This is a genomic window from Pseudomonas sp. UBA4617, assembly GCF_002386445.1.
Classification (GTDB): domain Bacteria; phylum Pseudomonadota; class Gammaproteobacteria; order Pseudomonadales; family Pseudomonadaceae; genus Aquipseudomonas.
Genome location: NZ_DGIR01000036.1, coordinates 72,562 through 87,646, shown reverse-complemented (window position 1 = coordinate 87,646; position 15,085 = coordinate 72,562). Strand labels below are relative to the sequence as shown.

Here is a 15,085-nt window from a genome sequence, read left to right as displayed (position 1 = left end):
GGTGGCAGCGGGGATAAGTGCCAAGGTTCAGCAGGTTGCCTGTAGCAGCCTCTTCGCCGGCAGCCCCGCTCGCATAGTTCGCACACAGGGCCTTAGCCACAAATGAAAACGCCGCGGCCCCTATCGGGACCACGGCGTCAGATCAGCCTGGGAGGCAGATCAGGCGAACGGATGGCGCAGCACGATGGTCTCGTTGCGGTCCGGGCCGGTGGAGATGATGTCGATCGGCGCACCGATCAGCGCTTCGATGCGCTTGATGTAGGCACGCGCATTGGCTGGCAGTTCTTCCAGGGTTTTCACGCCCAGGGTCGACTCGCTCCAGCCCGGCATCTCTTCGTACACCGGCTCCAGGCCGATGTAGCTGTCGGCATCGGAAGGCGCGTCGATGACGGCACCGTTCTCGTTCTTGTAGCCCACGCAGATGTTGATGGTTTCGAGGCCGTCCAGTACGTCCAGCTTGGTCAGGCAGATGCCCGAGATACTGTTGACGTCGATGGCGCGACGCAGGATGACGGCATCGAACCAGCCGCAACGGCGGGCACGGCCAGTGGTCGAACCGAACTCGTGGCCGCGCTTGGCCAAGGTAGCGCCAGTCTCGTCGAACAGTTCGGTCGGGAACGGACCGGAACCCACGCGAGTGGTGTAGGCCTTGGTGATACCGAGGATGTAGTCGAGGTACATCGGGCCAACGCCGGAACCGGTGGAGATACCGCCAGCGGTGGTGTTGGAGCTGGTGACGTACGGGTAGGTACCGTGGTCGATGTCCAGCAGCGAACCCTGGGCGCCTTCGAACATGATGTCCTTGCCGGCGCGACGCAGGTTGTGCAGCTCGGCAGTGACGTCGAGCATCATCGGCTTGAGCTGTTCGGCGTAGGCCATGCACTCGTCCAGGGTCTGCTGGAAGTCGATGGCCGGCTCTTTGTAGTAGTTCACCAGCTGGAAGTTGTGGTAGTCCAGCAGCTCACCCAGCTTGGCAGCGAAACGCTCACGGTGGAACAGGTCGCCCACGCGCAGGCCGCGACGGGCGACCTTGTCTTCATAGGCTGGGCCGATACCACGGCCGGTGGTGCCGATCTTGGCTTCGCCACGGGCTTTTTCGCGGGCCTGGTCAAGGGCCACGTGGTACGACAGGATCAGCGGCGCAGCCGGGGAAATGCGCAGGCGCTCGCGCACCGGTACGCCTTTCTCTTCCAGCTTGGTGATTTCACGCATCAGCGCGTCCGGTGCAACGACCACGCCGTTGCCGATCAGGCACTGTACGCCTTCACGCAGGATGCCCGAGGGAATCAGGTGCAGAACGGTCTTCTCACCGTTGATCACCAGGGTGTGACCCGCGTTGTGGCCACCCTGGTAGCGCACTACGGCGGCAGCATGTTCGGTCAGCAGATCGACGATCTTGCCTTTGCCCTCATCACCCCACTGGGTGCCCAGGACGACGACATTCTTACCCATTACATTGGTCCTCATTCACGCAAACTTGGTTGTCGGCCTGTTGCCGACGCAGAAACTCACTGGGTCAGCGGCAGAACCTGCCAGCGCCCGTCTTGCTGAATCAATTGCCGATCACAATCCGCCTCGAGAGCAGCACTCAACGGCTGGCCAGGCAGGGCCTGAACCACACGCTGGCCCTCGTTGCGCAACTGGCAGACTTGCTGCCAGAGGGCCGCGTCGCCACTGTCCGGCATCCAGATGCCGCCAGCTGGCAATACGACCTCCGCTCGCCCCAGTGTGACCAGGGTCTTCAAATCCGTGGAGAAACCGGTGGCCGGGCGTGCCCGGCCAAAGTCGGCGCCGATGTCGTCGTAGCGCCCGCCCTGGGCGATCGATTGGCCTTCGCCAGGCACGAACACGGCGAATACCACGCCGGTGTGGTAGTGGTAACCGCGCAGTTCGCCGAGGTCGAAGTACAACGGCAGTTCGGGGAAGCGCGATGCCAGGCGATCGGCGATCGCCAGCAGGTCATCCAGCGCCGCCAGCACGCTGGCCGGGGCACGGCCCAGGCGCACGCGGGCCTCTGCCAGCACCTCACGACCACCGCACAGCTCGACCAGCGCGCGCAGCATGTTGCCCAGGTCCTTCGGCAGGTCGGCGGTCAACGCCTGGACCTCATCGACGGCCTTGCGCTGCAGGGCGTCGAAAAGTTGCTGCTCGACCGCACCAGACAGGCCGGCAGCGTGGGCCAGGCCACGGTAGATACCGACGTGGCCGAGGTCCATGTGCACGTCCGGGACATCAGTCAATTGCAACGTGGCGAGCATCAGGCTGATGACCTCGACATCGCTGGTTGGGCTGGCATCGCCGTACAACTCGGCACCCAGCTGGATCGGGCTGCGCGAGGTGGACAGGGCGCGCGGTTGGGCGTGCAGCACGCTGCCGGCATAGCACAGGCGGCTCGGGCCTTCACGGCGCAGGGTGTGGGCGTCGATGCGCGCCACCTGCGGGGTGAAGTCGGCGCGGAAGCCCATCAGGCGGCCGGACTGCGGGTCCACCACCTTGAAGGTGCGCTGATCCAGGTCCTGGCCGGCGCCGGTGAGCAGCGACTCCAGGTACTCGATATGCGGGGTGACGACCAGTTCGTAGCCCCAACTCTGGAACAGGTCCAACACCTGGCGACGCGCGATTTCGATGCGCGCAGCCTCAGGTGGCAGTACTTCCTCGATGCCATCTGGCAGTAGCCAGCGGTCTACCGTTGCCATTACGCCATTTCCCCTCTGGTCCGGGTGGCTTGCCAGCAGGCGAGCCGTCAGTAAAGCCGGTATCGCGCACAGCAGCGGGCAGCACTGATCCCAGCGCAGCCACCGTACCCGATACCCTCGAATTGCCATGCGACCTGACCAAACCGTCAACTGGCGGTTTGCCAATCAACCTTGCAGACGCAAAAAAGCCGGGAAATTTCCCGGCTGCCTCATCATACACCCCTTTTCAATCAGGATGCACCCCGCCAGGTGTTTTAGCTGCCAGGCGGGGTGCCGCTACATTGAAAATCAGGGCCTGAGCATCACGGCCTGCTCTTGTCCAGGAAACGGAAGAACTCGTTTTTCGGGTCCAGGACCAGCACGTCGCTCTTGCTCGAGAAGCTCTCGCGGTACGCCTGCAGGCTACGGTAGAACGCATAGAAATCGGCGTCCTGGGTGTAGGCCTTGGCGTAGATGGCGGCCGCCTGGGCATCGCCATCACCGCGGGTTTCTTCTGCTTCGCGATAAGCTTCGGCCAGCAGTACGCGGCGCTGACGGTCGGCATCGGCACGGATACCCTCAGCCAGCTCGTTACCCTTGGCGCGGTGCTCGCGGGCTTCACGCTCACGCTCGGTGCTCATGCGATCGAACACGCTGCGGTTGACTTCCTTCGGCAGGTCGATGGCCTTGACGCGTACGTCGACCACCTCGATACCCAGCTCCTTGGCGGCCATGCGGTTCAGCGATGCAGTGATGTCAGCCATCAGCGCATCACGTTCACCGGAAACCACCTCGTGCAGGGTGCGTTTACCGAACTGGTCACGCAAGCCGCTTTCCAGACGACGCGACAGACGCTCGTCGGCGATCTGTTTCATGCCGGAAGTGGCGGTGTAGAAGCGCTCGGCATCCTTGACGCGCCATTTGGCGTAGGCGTCGACCATCACCGCTTTCTTCTCCAGGGTCAGGAACCGCTGGGTCGGGGCGTCGAGGGTCATCAGGCGGGCGTCGAACTTGCGTACCTGGTTCACGTACGGAATCTTCACGTGCAGGCCCGGCTGGACATCCGCCTGGACCACCTTGCCGAAGCGCAGCATTACCGCGCGCTCGGTCTGGGCCACGATATAAAAACTGTTCCAGGCAACGATGGCCAGGACCACGGCGGCGATCAGGGCGATCAGCGATCGGTTGCTCATCAGCGGCTCTCCCTAGTGCGCAGCGGCTGCTGTTGCTGTTGCAGGTCCTGCGCCGCACGGGCGGCCGCATCGTTGACCGATGGTGACACGCTGGTGGTTGGCGCGGACGGGTTGCGGCTGCCTTCGACCATCTTGTCCAGCGGCAGGTAGAGCAGGTTGTTCTGCCCATCCTTGGTCGCCACCATGACCTTGCTCGAATTGCTGTAGACCTCCTGCATGGTTTCCAGGTACAGGCGCTGACGGGTCACGTCAGGTGCCTTGCGGTACTCGGCAACCAGCTTGCTGAAGCGGTCGGCCTCACCCTTGGCCCGGGCAATGACTTCGTCACGGTAACCGTTTGCATCCTCGATGATGCGCTGGGCCTGACCACGGGCTTCCGGCACCACGCCGTTGGCGTAGGACTCGGCCTGGTTGCGCGCGCGCTGCTCGTCTTCGCGCGCACGGATCACGTCGTCGAAGGCCTCCTGCACTTCACGCGGGGCTGCCGCGCTCTGCACGTTGACCTGGGTAACGGTGATACCCGTGCGGTAGTTGTCGAGGAAGCGCTGCAGGCGTTCGCGGATATCCACGGCCATCTGCTCGCGGCCTTCGGTCAGCACCTGGTCCATCGAGGTGGAGCCCACCACGTGGCGCAGGGCGCTTTCGGTCGCGTGCTGCAGGCTGACCTCGGGCTGGTCGACGTTAAGCACGAAGTCCTGCAGGTTGCTGATCTTGTACTGGACGGTCAGCGGCACCTCGACGATATTCTCGTCTTCGGTCAGCATCTGGCCCTGCTTGGTGTAGGCACGCTCGCGCGTGACGTTTTCCATGTACTTGCGATCGATCGGTGGGAAGTAGATGTTCAGGCCGGGACCGACCGTTTCATAGTACTTGCCGAAGCGCAGCACCACGGCCTGCTCCTGCTCGTCGACCACATACACGGCGCTGTACAGCCAGATTGCAGCCAGTACCGCCAGGCCGATACCCAGCAGGCCCAGGCCACCGCCCTTGCCGACATTGCGGTCGCCACCGCCACGTTTCTTGCCACTGCCGAACATGCCGTTCAGGCTGTCCTGCAATTTGCGGAAGGCCTCGTCCAGATCCGGCGGACCTTTCTTGTCACCGCCGCCGCCACCGCGGCGGCCGCCCCAGGGATCCTGATTGTTCGAGTTGCCACCCGGCTCGTTCCAAGCCATAGCGCTCTCCATCTGATAAAGCAAAGACGCGCCCACGGCGCGCCGTCCAATGCTACAGAATGCCTGTCACTGCTGCCCGGCGACCTCGACGAGCATTTATTGCAAAGTGTGTTGCTCGACAAACACTTGCGGCTCCATGCCTTCACGGCTGACCAGGCGATTCAGTTCCACCCTGGGCAGTCGCACGCTCAGCAGGCTGCGCCCTTCTTCATCATGCGCTTCACCCTGCACGGCACCCAGGGCAAAGAATTGCGCGCGCAAGCGGGCAAAACGCTGCTCCAGACACAGGGTACCGACAAACAGATCATCCCCCAGCAACTCGGCAATCGCCTGGCCGACCAGCTCCAGGCCACGCCCATCGCGTGCCGATACCCAGACCCGCTCTGGCTTGCCATCGGCATTGCGCTGGATCTGCGGCTCGACATCTTCGAGCAAGTCGAGTTTGTTATACACCTCGAGGATCGGCAACCCTTCGGCACCAATCTCGCCCAATACTGCCAGTACCTGCTCGATCTGCTCCATGCGCTCTGGCTCATGGGCGTCGATCACATGCAGCAACAGGTCGGAATTGCTCGACTCTTCGAGCGTAGCCCGAAATGCCTCGACCAGCTTGTGCGGCAGGTGGCGAATGAAACCCACGGTGTCTGCCAGCACGATCGGCCCCAGGTCGTTCAGCTCGAGCCGACGCAGGGTGGGGTCGAGAGTGGCGAACAGCTGGTCCGCGGCATACACCTCGGATGCAGTCAGAGCATTGAACAGCGTGGATTTGCCGGCGTTGGTATAACCCACCAGCGACACCGACGGGATATCCGCGCGCTTGCGCCCGCGACGTGCCTGCTCGCGCTGGCTGCGCACCTTCTCCAGGCGCGACTTGATCTGGCGGATGCGTACCCGCAACAGACGGCGGTCGGTTTCCAGCTGGGTTTCACCCGGGCCGCGCAGGCCGATACCACCCTTCTGCCGTTCAAGGTGGGTCCAACCGCGGACCAGACGCGTGCTCATGTGCTCGAGCTGGGCCAGTTCGACCTGCAGCTTGCCTTCATGGGTACGCGCCCGCTGGGCGAAGATATCGAGGATCAGCCCGGTACGGTCGAGCACACGGCACTCGAACACGCGCTCGAGGTTGCGCTCCTGACTGGGCGTGAGGGTGTGATTGAAAATCACCAGGTCTACCTGTTCGGCATGGACCAGGTCGTGCAACTCTTCGACCTTGCCGCTGCCAATCAGGTATTTGGCGGAAGGCTGATGCCTTGACACCGTGACCAGCGAGACGATGTCGGCACCGGCCGACAATGCCAGTTCCTGAAACTCCTGCGGGTCTTCGCGCGCCTCAGGGTTCTGACCTTCCAAGTGAACGAGCAACGCCCGCTCACCACCACCGTGGCGCTCAAAGAACAATGCAGGCTCCTATCAGGCGTTGCCTGGCTCGCTGTCGCCGTGTTCGGAATCGGACGGGCTTGGCAGGCGAACCGGACGCGCAGGAACCACGGTCGAGATGGCGTGCTTGTAGACCATCTGGCTGACGGTGTTCTTCAGCAGTACTACGAACTGGTCGAAAGATTCGATCGAGCCCTGCAGCTTGATGCCGTTGACCAGGTAAATGGATACCGGGACCTTTTCTTTTCTCAAGGTGTTCAAGTAAGGGTCTTGTAGCGAATGCCCTTTTGACATATGCCGCACTCCTGTAAGGATCAATAATAGAAAATCAAGAAAATCGATAAATTAGGCCGCCCCTTCGCAAGAATAGACGGCAATCAGCAGGGACTCAGCTCAATATGGAGATGGCCCCGAGGTATTTCAAGGTGCGGGACAGATTGTCGCAGGCCAGGCTGTCAAGCCAGTGCACGTCAGGCCAGCCACGCAACCAGGTAAACTGCCGCTTGGCCAGCTGCCGGGTGGCAATGATACCGCGTTCACGCATCTCATTCTCAGTCAGCTTGCCATCGAGGTAGTCCCAGACTTGCCGATACCCCACTGCCCGTATAGACGGCAGCCCCGCGTGCAAGTCACTTCTGGCTCGCAGCGATCGGACCTCATCGACAAAGCCCTGTTCCAACATTTGCGAAAATCGTAACGCAATTCGCTGATGCAAAATGTGACGATCTGTAGGAGCAATCGCCAAACTCGCGACAGTATAGGGCAAATGTCCGCCAGCGCCTGCGTCTGCGTCGCGACTTTCCGCGAATTGACGCCGACGATGGACTGTCATGCTCTCGCCACTCACCCGATATACCTCCAGCGCCCGGATCAACCGTTGCGGGTCGTTGGGGTGGATGCGCGCCGCCGATTCCGGATCGACCTCGGCCAGTTGGCGGTGCAGCTCGGCCAGGCCCACAGCTTCGGCCTGGGCCTCCAGCTCGGCACGTATCGCAGCGTCGGCGGCCGGCATGTCGGCCAGCCCATCGATCAACGCCTTGTAATAGAGCATGGTGCCGCCCACCAACAAGGGGATCTTGCCGCGCCCGGTGATTTCGGCCATCGCCTCCAGGGCATCGGCACGGAACTGCGCTGCCGAATAGCTCTCGGCCGGATCGCGAATGTCGATCAGCCGGTGCGGGTGGGCGGCGAGGATTTCCTTCGAAGGCTTGGCCGAACCGATGTCCATGCCGCGGTAGACCAGTGCCGAGTCGACACTGATCAACTCGCAGGGCAGAACCTTGGTCAGTTCGATGGCCAGGTCGGTCTTGCCGGCTGCCGTTGGGCCCATCAGGAATATTGCAGGGGGCTTGCCGCTCATGTCATCGACCGCGCAGGAAGAGTTTGTCCAGGTCGTCCAGGCCCATCTGGGTCCAGGTGGGCCGGCCGTGGTTGCACTGGCCGCTGCGCTCGGTATTTTCCATGTCGCGCAGCAGTGCGTTCATCTCGGGGATCGCCAGGCGCCGGTTGGCGCGCACGGCGCCGTGGCAAGCCATGGTGCCGAGCAGCTCGTTCAGGTGCGCCTGGATACGGTCGCTGGTGCCGTATTCCATCAGGTCGGCGAGCACATCCTGCACCAGGCGGTTGGCCTCGGCCTGCTTGAGCAAGGCCGGGATCTGGCGAATCGCCAGGGTTTCCGGGCCCAGGCGCTGCAGTTCGAAGCCCAGACGCTGGAACCACTGCGCGTGCTCTTCGGCGCAATCGGCTTCGCGCTGGCTCAGGGCCAGTGTTTCGGGCACCAGCAGCGGCTGGCCACTGAGGCCTTCACTGGCCATGGCCACCTTCAGGCGCTCGTACATGATGCGTTCGTGGGCTGCGTGCATGTCGACCAGCACCAGGCCGATGGCGTTCTCGGCGAGAATGTAGATGCCCTTGAGCTGCGCCAGGGCGTAGCCCAGCGGGGGAATGTCGCCCTGGCTTTCGGGCAGCGTCGCCACCGGGACCACGCCTTCATCCAGCGGCTTGTAGAACTCGCGATACACCGCCTGCGCCTCGGCGGCCGGCAGCGGTTGCGCAGGGCGCGGGGTGTACTGGTACTGGTAACCCGCACCACTGCCGCCACCCGCATAAGACTGCTGCGGGGCACGTGGCTGTTCGAGCACAGGCGAGGCCAGGCGCATTTCGCCCTGTGGGCCGAACTCGCCGGCCCGCGGCCCGGTGGGGCGGATGATTTCAGGCACGGCGGCAGGCGCAGCCAGCTGGTCTTCCGGGCGCACGTCGGCCAAGGCGCGATGCAGGGTGCCATAGAGGAAGTCGTGCACCGCGCGCCCCTCGCGGAAACGCACTTCATGCTTGGTCGGGTGCACGTTGACGTCGACGCCGTTGGGCTCCAGCTCCAGGAACAGCACGAAGGTCGGGTGTCGACCATTGAACAGCACGTCGCGGTAGGCCTGACGCACGGCGTGGGCGACCAGCTTGTCGCGCACTGCACGGCCATTGACGAAGAAATACTGCAGGTCGGCCTGGCTGCGCGAGAAAGTCGGCAGGCCGACCCAGCCCCACAGGCGCAGGCCGTTGCGCTCCACATCGATCGGCAGCGCCTGCTCCATGAAGCCTGGGCCGCAGATGGCGCCGACCCGCCGCGCACGTGCGGTTTCGTCGTGAGCCTCATGCAAGCTGAGGACGCTCTTGCCGTTGTGGCGCAGGTGGAAGCCGACATCGAAGCGCGCCAGTGCCAGGCGCCGGATGACTTCCTGCAGGTGGTCGAATTCGGTTTTTTCGGCCTTGAGGAACTTGCGCCGGGCCGGGGTGTTGAAGAACAGGTCGCGCACTTCCACCGACGTGCCTACCGGATGTGCCGCCGGCTGGACCCGCGGGGTCATGTCACGGCCTTCGGTTTCCACCTGCCAGGCCTCGGTCGCGCTGGCAGTACGTGAAGTGAGGGTCAGGCGCGCCACCGAGCTGATCGAGGCCAGGGCCTCGCCGCGGAAGCCCAGGCTCAACACCCCTTCGAGGTCTTCCAGCTCGCGGATCTTGCTGGTGGCGTGGCGGGCAAGGGCCAGCGGCAGGTCGTCGGCGGAAATGCCACTGCCATCGTCACGCACCCGCAGCAGCTTGACGCCACCTTGCTCCACTTCCACGTCGATGCGGCGGGCACCAGAGTCGAGGCTGTTTTCCAGCAGTTCCTTGGCGACCGAGGCCGGCCGCTCGACAACTTCGCCGGCGGCAATCTGGTTGGCCAGCCGCGGGCTGAGCAGCTGGATGCGCGAACCGCCACTCATTGCGAGGCCAATGTGGTGGCAGGAATATCGAGGCGCTGGCCAACCTTCAGCTCATCGGTCTTGAGGCTGTTGCTACTGCGCAGGCTGGTCACGCTGACCTGGTAGCGGACCGCGATCATCGCCAGGGTCTCGCCAGGGCGCACCGTGTGTTCCCGCGGGCCTGCGGCGATCTTGCCGGTGTCACGCAGCCAGGCGATGTAGGTGCCAGGCGGCGGGTTCTGCTGGAAGTACTGGCGCACACCGGTATGGATCGAACGGGCGAGGGCCTGCTGGTGGCTCGCAGTGGCGAGCTTGGCGGCTTCGTTGTTGTTCGAGATGAACCCGGTTTCAACGAGGATCGACGGAATATCCGGCGACTTCAGCACCATGAAGCCAGCCTGCTCCACGCGCTGCTTGTGCAGCGAGGTGATACGCCCCATGTTGCCCAGCACCTTCTGCCCGACGTTGAGGCTGGAGCTGAGCGTGGCGGTCATGGACAGGTCGAGCAGTACCCCGGCGAGCATGCGGTCCTTGTCGTCGAGGCTGACGTTACCGGCGCCACCGATCAGGTCGGATCGGTTTTCCGTATCGGCCAGCCAGCGCGCGGTCTCGGAGGTTGCGCCGCGGTCGGACAGGGCGAATACCGAGGCGCCAAAGGCGGCACGCGACGGCGCAGCATCGGCATGGATCGAGATGAACAGGTCGGCGCCCTTCTTGCGGGCAATTTCCGTACGCTTGCGCAGCGGGATGAAATAGTCGCCGGTGCGGGTCAACTCGGCACGGAAGCCTTTTTCAGTGTTGATCTGGCGCTGCAGCTCCTTGGCGATCTGCAGCACGATGTCCTTCTCATGCTGGCCACGCGAGCCGGAGGCGCCCGGGTCTTCGCCACCGTGACCGGCGTCGATGGCCACCACGATGTCGCGCTTGCCGTTGGGTACCGGTGGCAGCTTGATCGCGGGTTGGGCCGGAGTGACAGGCACGGCCGGCGTGGTTGCCGGCGCCTGTACCGGGGCCGGTGGCGCGCTTGGCGCACTGGCGGCAATGGCGTCGGCTTCCAGGTCGTACAGGTCGACCACCAGGCGGTTGCCGTACTGGGCATTGGGCGCCAGGGTGAAGCTCTTCGGGGTGACCGACTTTTTCAGGTCGACCACCACACGCAGGTCGGTCGGGGTGCGCTGGGCCGAACGCACGCTGCTGATCGGTGTGTTGGAGGTGGCCACGTTCAACGGCGCGGCCAGGGTCGCGCCATTGATGTCGATAACCAGGCGATCCGGTGCGCTCAGGGTGAAGACGCTATGCTGCACGGGGCCAGACAGGTCGAAGACCAGCCGCGTGTTGTCTGGCGCGCGCCACAGGCGCATGCTCTTGACTTGAGTGACGGCCAGAGCGTCAACGGTCACCGTTGTCAGCAGCAGCCCAACGATGGCGACCAGTGCGCGTATGCGCATACCTACCCCACTTACTGTTTATGATGTTCGGCCAGTGCCACGCACCAGGCCTCGCCGCGAGCCCCCTGCGGCGAAAGTTTCAGCGAGCGTCCGCCCGCTTGGGGGCTTATGGTAATGGTCAGGTCAGGCTTTGGCAAAACGCCCGCACCCTTTTGTGGCCACTCGAACAGGCACAGCGGGTCGCCCTCGAAATAGTCACGAATCCCCATGAACTCCAGCTCTTCCGGATCGACCAGGCGGTACAGGTCGAAGTGGAACGCCCGGATCTCACCGATCTCGTAGGGTTCGACCACGGTGAAGGTCGGGCTTTTCACTGCACCAGTATGGCCCAGGCCACGGATCAGGCCACGCGACAGCGTGGTTTTGCCGGCTCCCAGGTCACCTTCCAGAAAGATCACGCCGTGACCGCCGGTCACCTCGGCCAGTTGTGCGCCGAAGGCGACCGTGGCCGCTTCATCGGCCAGAAACAGGTTTAAGCCAGACACGCAGAATGCTCCTCCAACAACTCACGAATGACCGGTGCCAGATCGCTGGCGGCCAGGCCTCTACCTTTGCTTCCCAGGCGCTCGCCCGCACAGGCGTGCAGCCATACCCCCAGGCCCGCGGCCTGCCAGGCATCCAGGCCTTGGGCCAACAGCGCCGCCAGCACACCCGTCAGCACATCGCCCAGCCCGGCACCGGCCATCGCCGGGTGCCCACGCTCACACAGCAGCAGCTGGCCGGCCGGATCGGCGACCAGCGTGCCAGCCCCCTTGAGCACGCAAACACTGTTGTAACGGCGCGCCAGCTTGCGCGCGGCGCCATGACGGTCGGCCTGCACCGCCTCGGTGGAAATCCCCAGCAGCCGCGCCGCCTCGCCCGGGTGCGGGGTGAGAATGCTGCCACTGGGCAGGGCCAGCGGGGTGCGCGCCAGCAGGTTCAGGGCATCGGCATCCCACACCTGCGGACGCTCGGCATTGGCCACCGCCGACAGCAGGCTGCGGCCCCAAGCGGCCTGACCCAGGCCGGGGCCGACCACCAGCACCGAAGCACGCTCCAGCACCGCCATCAACTGATTGGCCGATTCGACTCCCAGGCACATCGTCTCCGGCATGCGGGTGAGGCCGGCAGCCACATGTTCAGGGCGGGTCGCCACGCTGACCAGCCCGGCTCCACAGCGCAGCGCGGCTTCGGCGCTGAGCAACACGGCGCCACCGGTGCCGAGGTCGCCACCGACCACCAGCACATGGCCGAAGTCGCCTTTGTGAGCCTGCGCCTGTCGCCCCGGCAGGCGGGCGACACTCACGCTGCTGAGCAGTTGCGGGGCATGGCTGGGGTGTTTGGTCTGCGGCATGCGGTCAAAGGCTCCAATGTCTGGCAGAATTATACGCACCTGAGCCCGTAATGCCTTGTCCATCCATGTCCGCTTGTACGCCTGACCTCGCCCAACTGGCCCAATCCATCAAGATTTGGGGCCAAGAACTCGGTTTTGCCCACGTTGGCATCGCCGGGGTCGACCTTGGCGAACACGAACACCACTTGCAACGCTGGCTCGATGCCGGCTACCAGGGCGAGATGGAGTACCTGGGCGCCCACGGCAGCAAGCGCGCGCACCCGGAGCAACTGATCCCCGGCACGGTGCGCGTGGTATCGCTGCGCATGGACTACCTGCCCGGCGACACGCAGATGGCGCAGCGCCTGGCGCAGCCGGAAAAGGCCTATGTGTCGCGCTATGCACTGGGGCGGGACTACCACAAACTGGTGCGCAAGCGCGTGCAGTTCCTCGCTGACCGTATTCAGGAGGCCATCGGCCCGTTCGGCTACCGCGCCTTCGTCGACAGCGCCCCCGTGCTGGAAAAGGCCCTGGCCGAGCAGGCCGGGCTGGGTTGGATCGGCAAGAACACGCTGTTGCTCAACCGCAAGGCGGGCAGCTACTTCTTCCTCGCCGAACTGTTCGTCGACCTGCCGCTGCCGGTGGACGAAGCTACCAGCAGCGAGCATTGCGGGCGCTGCCAGGCGTGCCTGGACATTTGCCCGACCCAGGCATTCGTCGGGCCCTATGTGCTGGATGCGCGACGTTGCATCTCGTACCTGACCATCGAGCTGAGGGGGCCGATTCCCGTCGAGTTGCGCGCCAAGATGGGTAACCGGGTGTTCGGTTGCGATGATTGCCAGATCGTCTGCCCGTGGAACCGCTTTGCCAGGCCCAGCCAGGAGCAGGACTTCCAGCCACGCCACGGCCTGGAAAATGCCGAACTGGCCGAAATGTTCCTGTGGGATGAAAGGACGTTCCTGCGCAAGACCGAGGGCGGGCCGTTGCGCCGGGCCGGGTATGAGCGCTGGTTGCGCAACCTCGCAGTGGGGCTTGGCAACGCGCCATCGACGATTCCGGTGATCGAGGCATTGAAGGCGCGGCGCGAGGATGCCTCGGCACTGGTGCGCGAACACGTGGAGTGGGCGTTGGCGCAGCACGGCATTCGATAGTTAAAGGTTTGCGTCCCCCTTGAACTGCGCCAACCTGCAGGAGCGGCTTCAGCCGCGATCACCGGCACAGCCGGTGCCATCCACCGCGTCCCCTGCTTCGCGAATTGATCCGTTCCTATATGGACCGCTTCAGCCTCACTGCTGGTCGTTGTAGTGGAACTTGGGCATTTCCCAGTGGAAACGGATCGCCAGCAGGCGCAACAGAAAGCCGCCAAACAACGTGAGCAGCATCGCCTGCTCCGCCGGCACCTTGAAGTAGACGCAGCCAAGGTAGAACCAGGCCGCTGCAAACGACACGCTGGCATACAACTCGCGACGGAACACCAAGGGAATGTCATTGCAGAAGATGTCCCGCAGGATCCCGCCAAACACTCCGGTAATCACCCCACTGAGCGAAGCCACCAGCATGCCCTGCCCCATTTCCAGCGCAGTCATGCAGCCAATCAGGGTAAAGGCCACCAGCCCCAGGGCATCGAGCACCAGGAACAGCGAGCGCAGGCGGCGCATCATCGGCGCGATGAAAATGGTCAGCAGCGCTGCACAGCTGGTCAGCACCAGGTATTCCGGGTGCTTTACCCAAGTCAGCGGGTAATGTCCGAGCAGCACGTCGCGCACCGAGCCGCCCCCCAGGGCGGTGACGCAGGCGATCAGCACCACGCCGAACCAGTCCATGCCGCGGCGGCCGGCAGACAACGCGCCGGTCATGGCTTCGGCGGTGATGGCAATGAGGTAGAGCATCAACAGCATGGTGCGGGGTCCGTGCGGGCGGGCAAGAAAGGCGCGCAGTCTAACCAGTTGCACATGGCACCAAAAGGGGGCACAGATACAATATCTGCGCCTTTTCGATTCACACCTTGATGAAGTGTTCGCGGTAGTGGCGCAGCTCGGCGATCGATTCGCGGATGTCGTCCAGCGCCAGGTGAGTGTTACCCTTCCTGAAGCTGTCACGCACATCAGGTGCCCAGCGTGCTGCCAGCTCCTTCAAGGTGGAGACATCCAGGTTGCGATAGTGGAAGTAGTTTTCCAGGTCGCGCATGTGGCGGTAGAGGAAACGGCGGTCCTGGCAGATGCTGTTGCCGCAGATCGGCGACTTGCCTTTCGGCACCCACTGCTCGAGGAAAGCAATGGTCTGCGCCTCGGCTTCGGCCATGCCGACCTTGCTCTCGCGCACGCGCTGGGTCAGGCCCGAAGCGCCATGGGTGCGGGTGTTCCACTCGTCCATGCGCGCCAACACCTCGTCACTGTGGTGGATGGCAATCACCGGCCCTTCGGCCAAGGTGTTCAGCTCGCTGTCGGTGACGATGGTGGCCATTTCGATAATGACGTCGCTGTCCGGATCCAGGCCGGTCATTTCCAGGTCGATCCAGATCAGGTTCTGTGGGTTTTGCATGCAGGGGGCTCCTCCTATAGGCGTTCATAGTAGCGCAGTGGCCAGGGCACGCCCATTCACACCATGCAGGTAAGCGAAATGGTCCGGCGCCTGGCATGCTAAACTGCCTGCCGTTTTCAACCTGC

14 protein-coding genes are annotated in these 15,085 nt (G+C 63.8%); 1 reads left to right on the top strand and 13 read right to left on the bottom strand.

Annotated features, from left to right (window positions below):
• Window positions 1-159 precede the first annotated feature (159 nt).
• The 11 genes from B4L76_RS16315 to B4L76_RS16265 form a co-directional block, all read right to left on the bottom strand.
• Window positions 160-1,452 (bottom strand): adenylosuccinate synthase, encoded by a 1,293-nt coding sequence (locus B4L76_RS16315; protein ID WP_063911922.1) that lies wholly within the window; start codon window positions 1,450-1,452, stop codon window positions 160-162.
• Between the two features lie 56 nt (window positions 1,453-1,508).
• Window positions 1,509-2,696: an ATP phosphoribosyltransferase regulatory subunit gene (locus tag B4L76_RS16310; protein WP_296233904.1), complete on the bottom strand. Its 1,188-nt coding sequence runs from the start codon at window positions 2,694-2,696 to the stop codon at window positions 1,509-1,511.
• Between the two features lie 302 nt (window positions 2,697-2,998).
• Entirely contained in the window at window positions 2,999-3,868 is an 870-nt protein-coding gene (gene hflC / locus B4L76_RS16305) for a protease modulator HflC (protein WP_296233903.1), read from the bottom strand.
• The gene (hflK, locus tag B4L76_RS16300; RefSeq protein WP_296233902.1) at window positions 3,868-5,043 is read right to left on the bottom strand and encodes an FtsH protease activity modulator HflK; all 1,176 of its coding nucleotides are present in this window, start codon (window positions 5,041-5,043) and stop codon (window positions 3,868-3,870) included. The genes hflC and hflK overlap by 1 nt, the downstream gene beginning before the upstream one ends.
• A 96-nt stretch (window positions 5,044-5,139) precedes the next feature.
• The gene (gene hflX, locus B4L76_RS16295; RefSeq protein ID WP_296233901.1) at window positions 5,140-6,441 is read right to left on the bottom strand and encodes a ribosome rescue GTPase HflX; all 1,302 of its coding nucleotides are present in this window, start codon (window positions 6,439-6,441) and stop codon (window positions 5,140-5,142) included.
• 12 nt (window positions 6,442-6,453) lie between these two features.
• A complete protein-coding gene (gene hfq, locus B4L76_RS16290) occupies window positions 6,454-6,714 on the bottom strand; it encodes an RNA chaperone Hfq (RefSeq protein WP_003258160.1) in 261 nt (86 codons plus the stop codon).
• A 94-nt stretch (window positions 6,715-6,808) separates the two neighbouring features.
• On the bottom strand, window positions 6,809-7,780 hold the full coding sequence (gene miaA / locus B4L76_RS16285; RefSeq protein WP_296233880.1) for a tRNA (adenosine(37)-N6)-dimethylallyltransferase MiaA: 972 nt from the start codon (window positions 7,778-7,780) through the stop codon (window positions 6,809-6,811).
• A gap of 1 nt (window position 7,781) precedes the next feature.
• Window positions 7,782-9,680, bottom strand: a complete 1,899-nt coding sequence (mutL, locus tag B4L76_RS16280; RefSeq protein ID WP_296233878.1) for a DNA mismatch repair endonuclease MutL — start codon at window positions 9,678-9,680, stop codon at window positions 7,782-7,784.
• A complete protein-coding gene (locus B4L76_RS16275) occupies window positions 9,677-11,107 on the bottom strand; it encodes an N-acetylmuramoyl-L-alanine amidase (protein ID WP_296233876.1) in 1,431 nt (476 codons plus the stop codon). The genes mutL and B4L76_RS16275 overlap by 4 nt, the downstream gene beginning before the upstream one ends.
• A gap of 11 nt (window positions 11,108-11,118) precedes the next feature.
• Window positions 11,119-11,577, bottom strand: a complete 459-nt coding sequence (gene tsaE, locus B4L76_RS16270; protein ID WP_414707207.1) for a tRNA (adenosine(37)-N6)-threonylcarbamoyltransferase complex ATPase subunit type 1 TsaE — start codon at window positions 11,575-11,577, stop codon at window positions 11,119-11,121.
• A 2-nt stretch (window positions 11,578-11,579) separates the two neighbouring features.
• Entirely contained in the window at window positions 11,580-12,440 is an 861-nt protein-coding gene (locus B4L76_RS16265) for an NAD(P)H-hydrate dehydratase (protein WP_296233872.1), read from the bottom strand.
• 65 nt (window positions 12,441-12,505) lie between these two features.
• On the opposite strand from B4L76_RS16265, the gene queG reads away from it, so the two are divergent.
• Window positions 12,506-13,570, top strand: a complete 1,065-nt coding sequence (queG, locus tag B4L76_RS16260; RefSeq protein ID WP_296233965.1) for a tRNA epoxyqueuosine(34) reductase QueG — start codon at window positions 12,506-12,508, stop codon at window positions 13,568-13,570.
• Between the two features lie 135 nt (window positions 13,571-13,705).
• On the opposite strand, the gene B4L76_RS16255 is transcribed toward queG, so the two are convergent.
• On the bottom strand, window positions 13,706-14,317 hold the full coding sequence (locus B4L76_RS16255) for a trimeric intracellular cation channel family protein (protein ID WP_170033022.1): 612 nt from the start codon (window positions 14,315-14,317) through the stop codon (window positions 13,706-13,708).
• A gap of 100 nt (window positions 14,318-14,417) precedes the next feature.
• Entirely contained in the window at window positions 14,418-14,960 is a 543-nt protein-coding gene (orn, locus tag B4L76_RS16250) for an oligoribonuclease (protein WP_296233868.1), read from the bottom strand.
• Between the last annotated feature and the right edge of the window lie 125 nt (window positions 14,961-15,085).

What these genes read in the sequence shown, in the direction of transcription:
- B4L76_RS16315 (WP_063911922.1), bottom strand. Translation starts at nt 1,452, where the DNA reads ATGGGTAAGAATGTCGTCGTCCTGGGCACCCAGTGGGGTGATGAGGGC.
- B4L76_RS16310 (WP_296233904.1), bottom strand. Translation starts at nt 2,696, where the DNA reads ATGGCAACGGTAGACCGCTGGCTACTGCCAGATGGCATCGAGGAAGTA.
- hflC (WP_296233903.1), bottom strand. Translation starts at nt 3,868, where the DNA reads ATGAGCAACCGATCGCTGATCGCCCTGATCGCCGCCGTGGTCCTGGCC.
- hflK (WP_296233902.1), bottom strand. Translation starts at nt 5,043, where the DNA reads ATGGCTTGGAACGAGCCGGGTGGCAACTCGAACAATCAGGATCCCTGG.
- hfq (WP_003258160.1), bottom strand. Translation starts at nt 6,714, where the DNA reads ATGTCAAAAGGGCATTCGCTACAAGACCCTTACTTGAACACCTTGAGA.
- miaA (WP_296233880.1), bottom strand. Translation starts at nt 7,780, where the DNA reads ATGAGCGGCAAGCCCCCTGCAATATTCCTGATGGGCCCAACGGCAGCC.
- mutL (WP_296233878.1), bottom strand. Translation starts at nt 9,680, where the DNA reads ATGAGTGGCGGTTCGCGCATCCAGCTGCTCAGCCCGCGGCTGGCCAAC.
- B4L76_RS16275 (WP_296233876.1), bottom strand. Translation starts at nt 11,107, where the DNA reads ATGCGCATACGCGCACTGGTCGCCATCGTTGGGCTGCTGCTGACAACG.
- B4L76_RS16265 (WP_296233872.1), bottom strand. Translation starts at nt 12,440, where the DNA reads ATGCCGCAGACCAAACACCCCAGCCATGCCCCGCAACTGCTCAGCAGC.
- queG (WP_296233965.1), top strand. Translation starts at nt 12,506, where the DNA reads ATGTCCGCTTGTACGCCTGACCTCGCCCAACTGGCCCAATCCATCAAG.
- B4L76_RS16255 (WP_170033022.1), bottom strand. Translation starts at nt 14,317, where the DNA reads ATGCTGTTGATGCTCTACCTCATTGCCATCACCGCCGAAGCCATGACC.
- orn (WP_296233868.1), bottom strand. Translation starts at nt 14,960, where the DNA reads ATGCAAAACCCACAGAACCTGATCTGGATCGACCTGGAAATGACCGGC.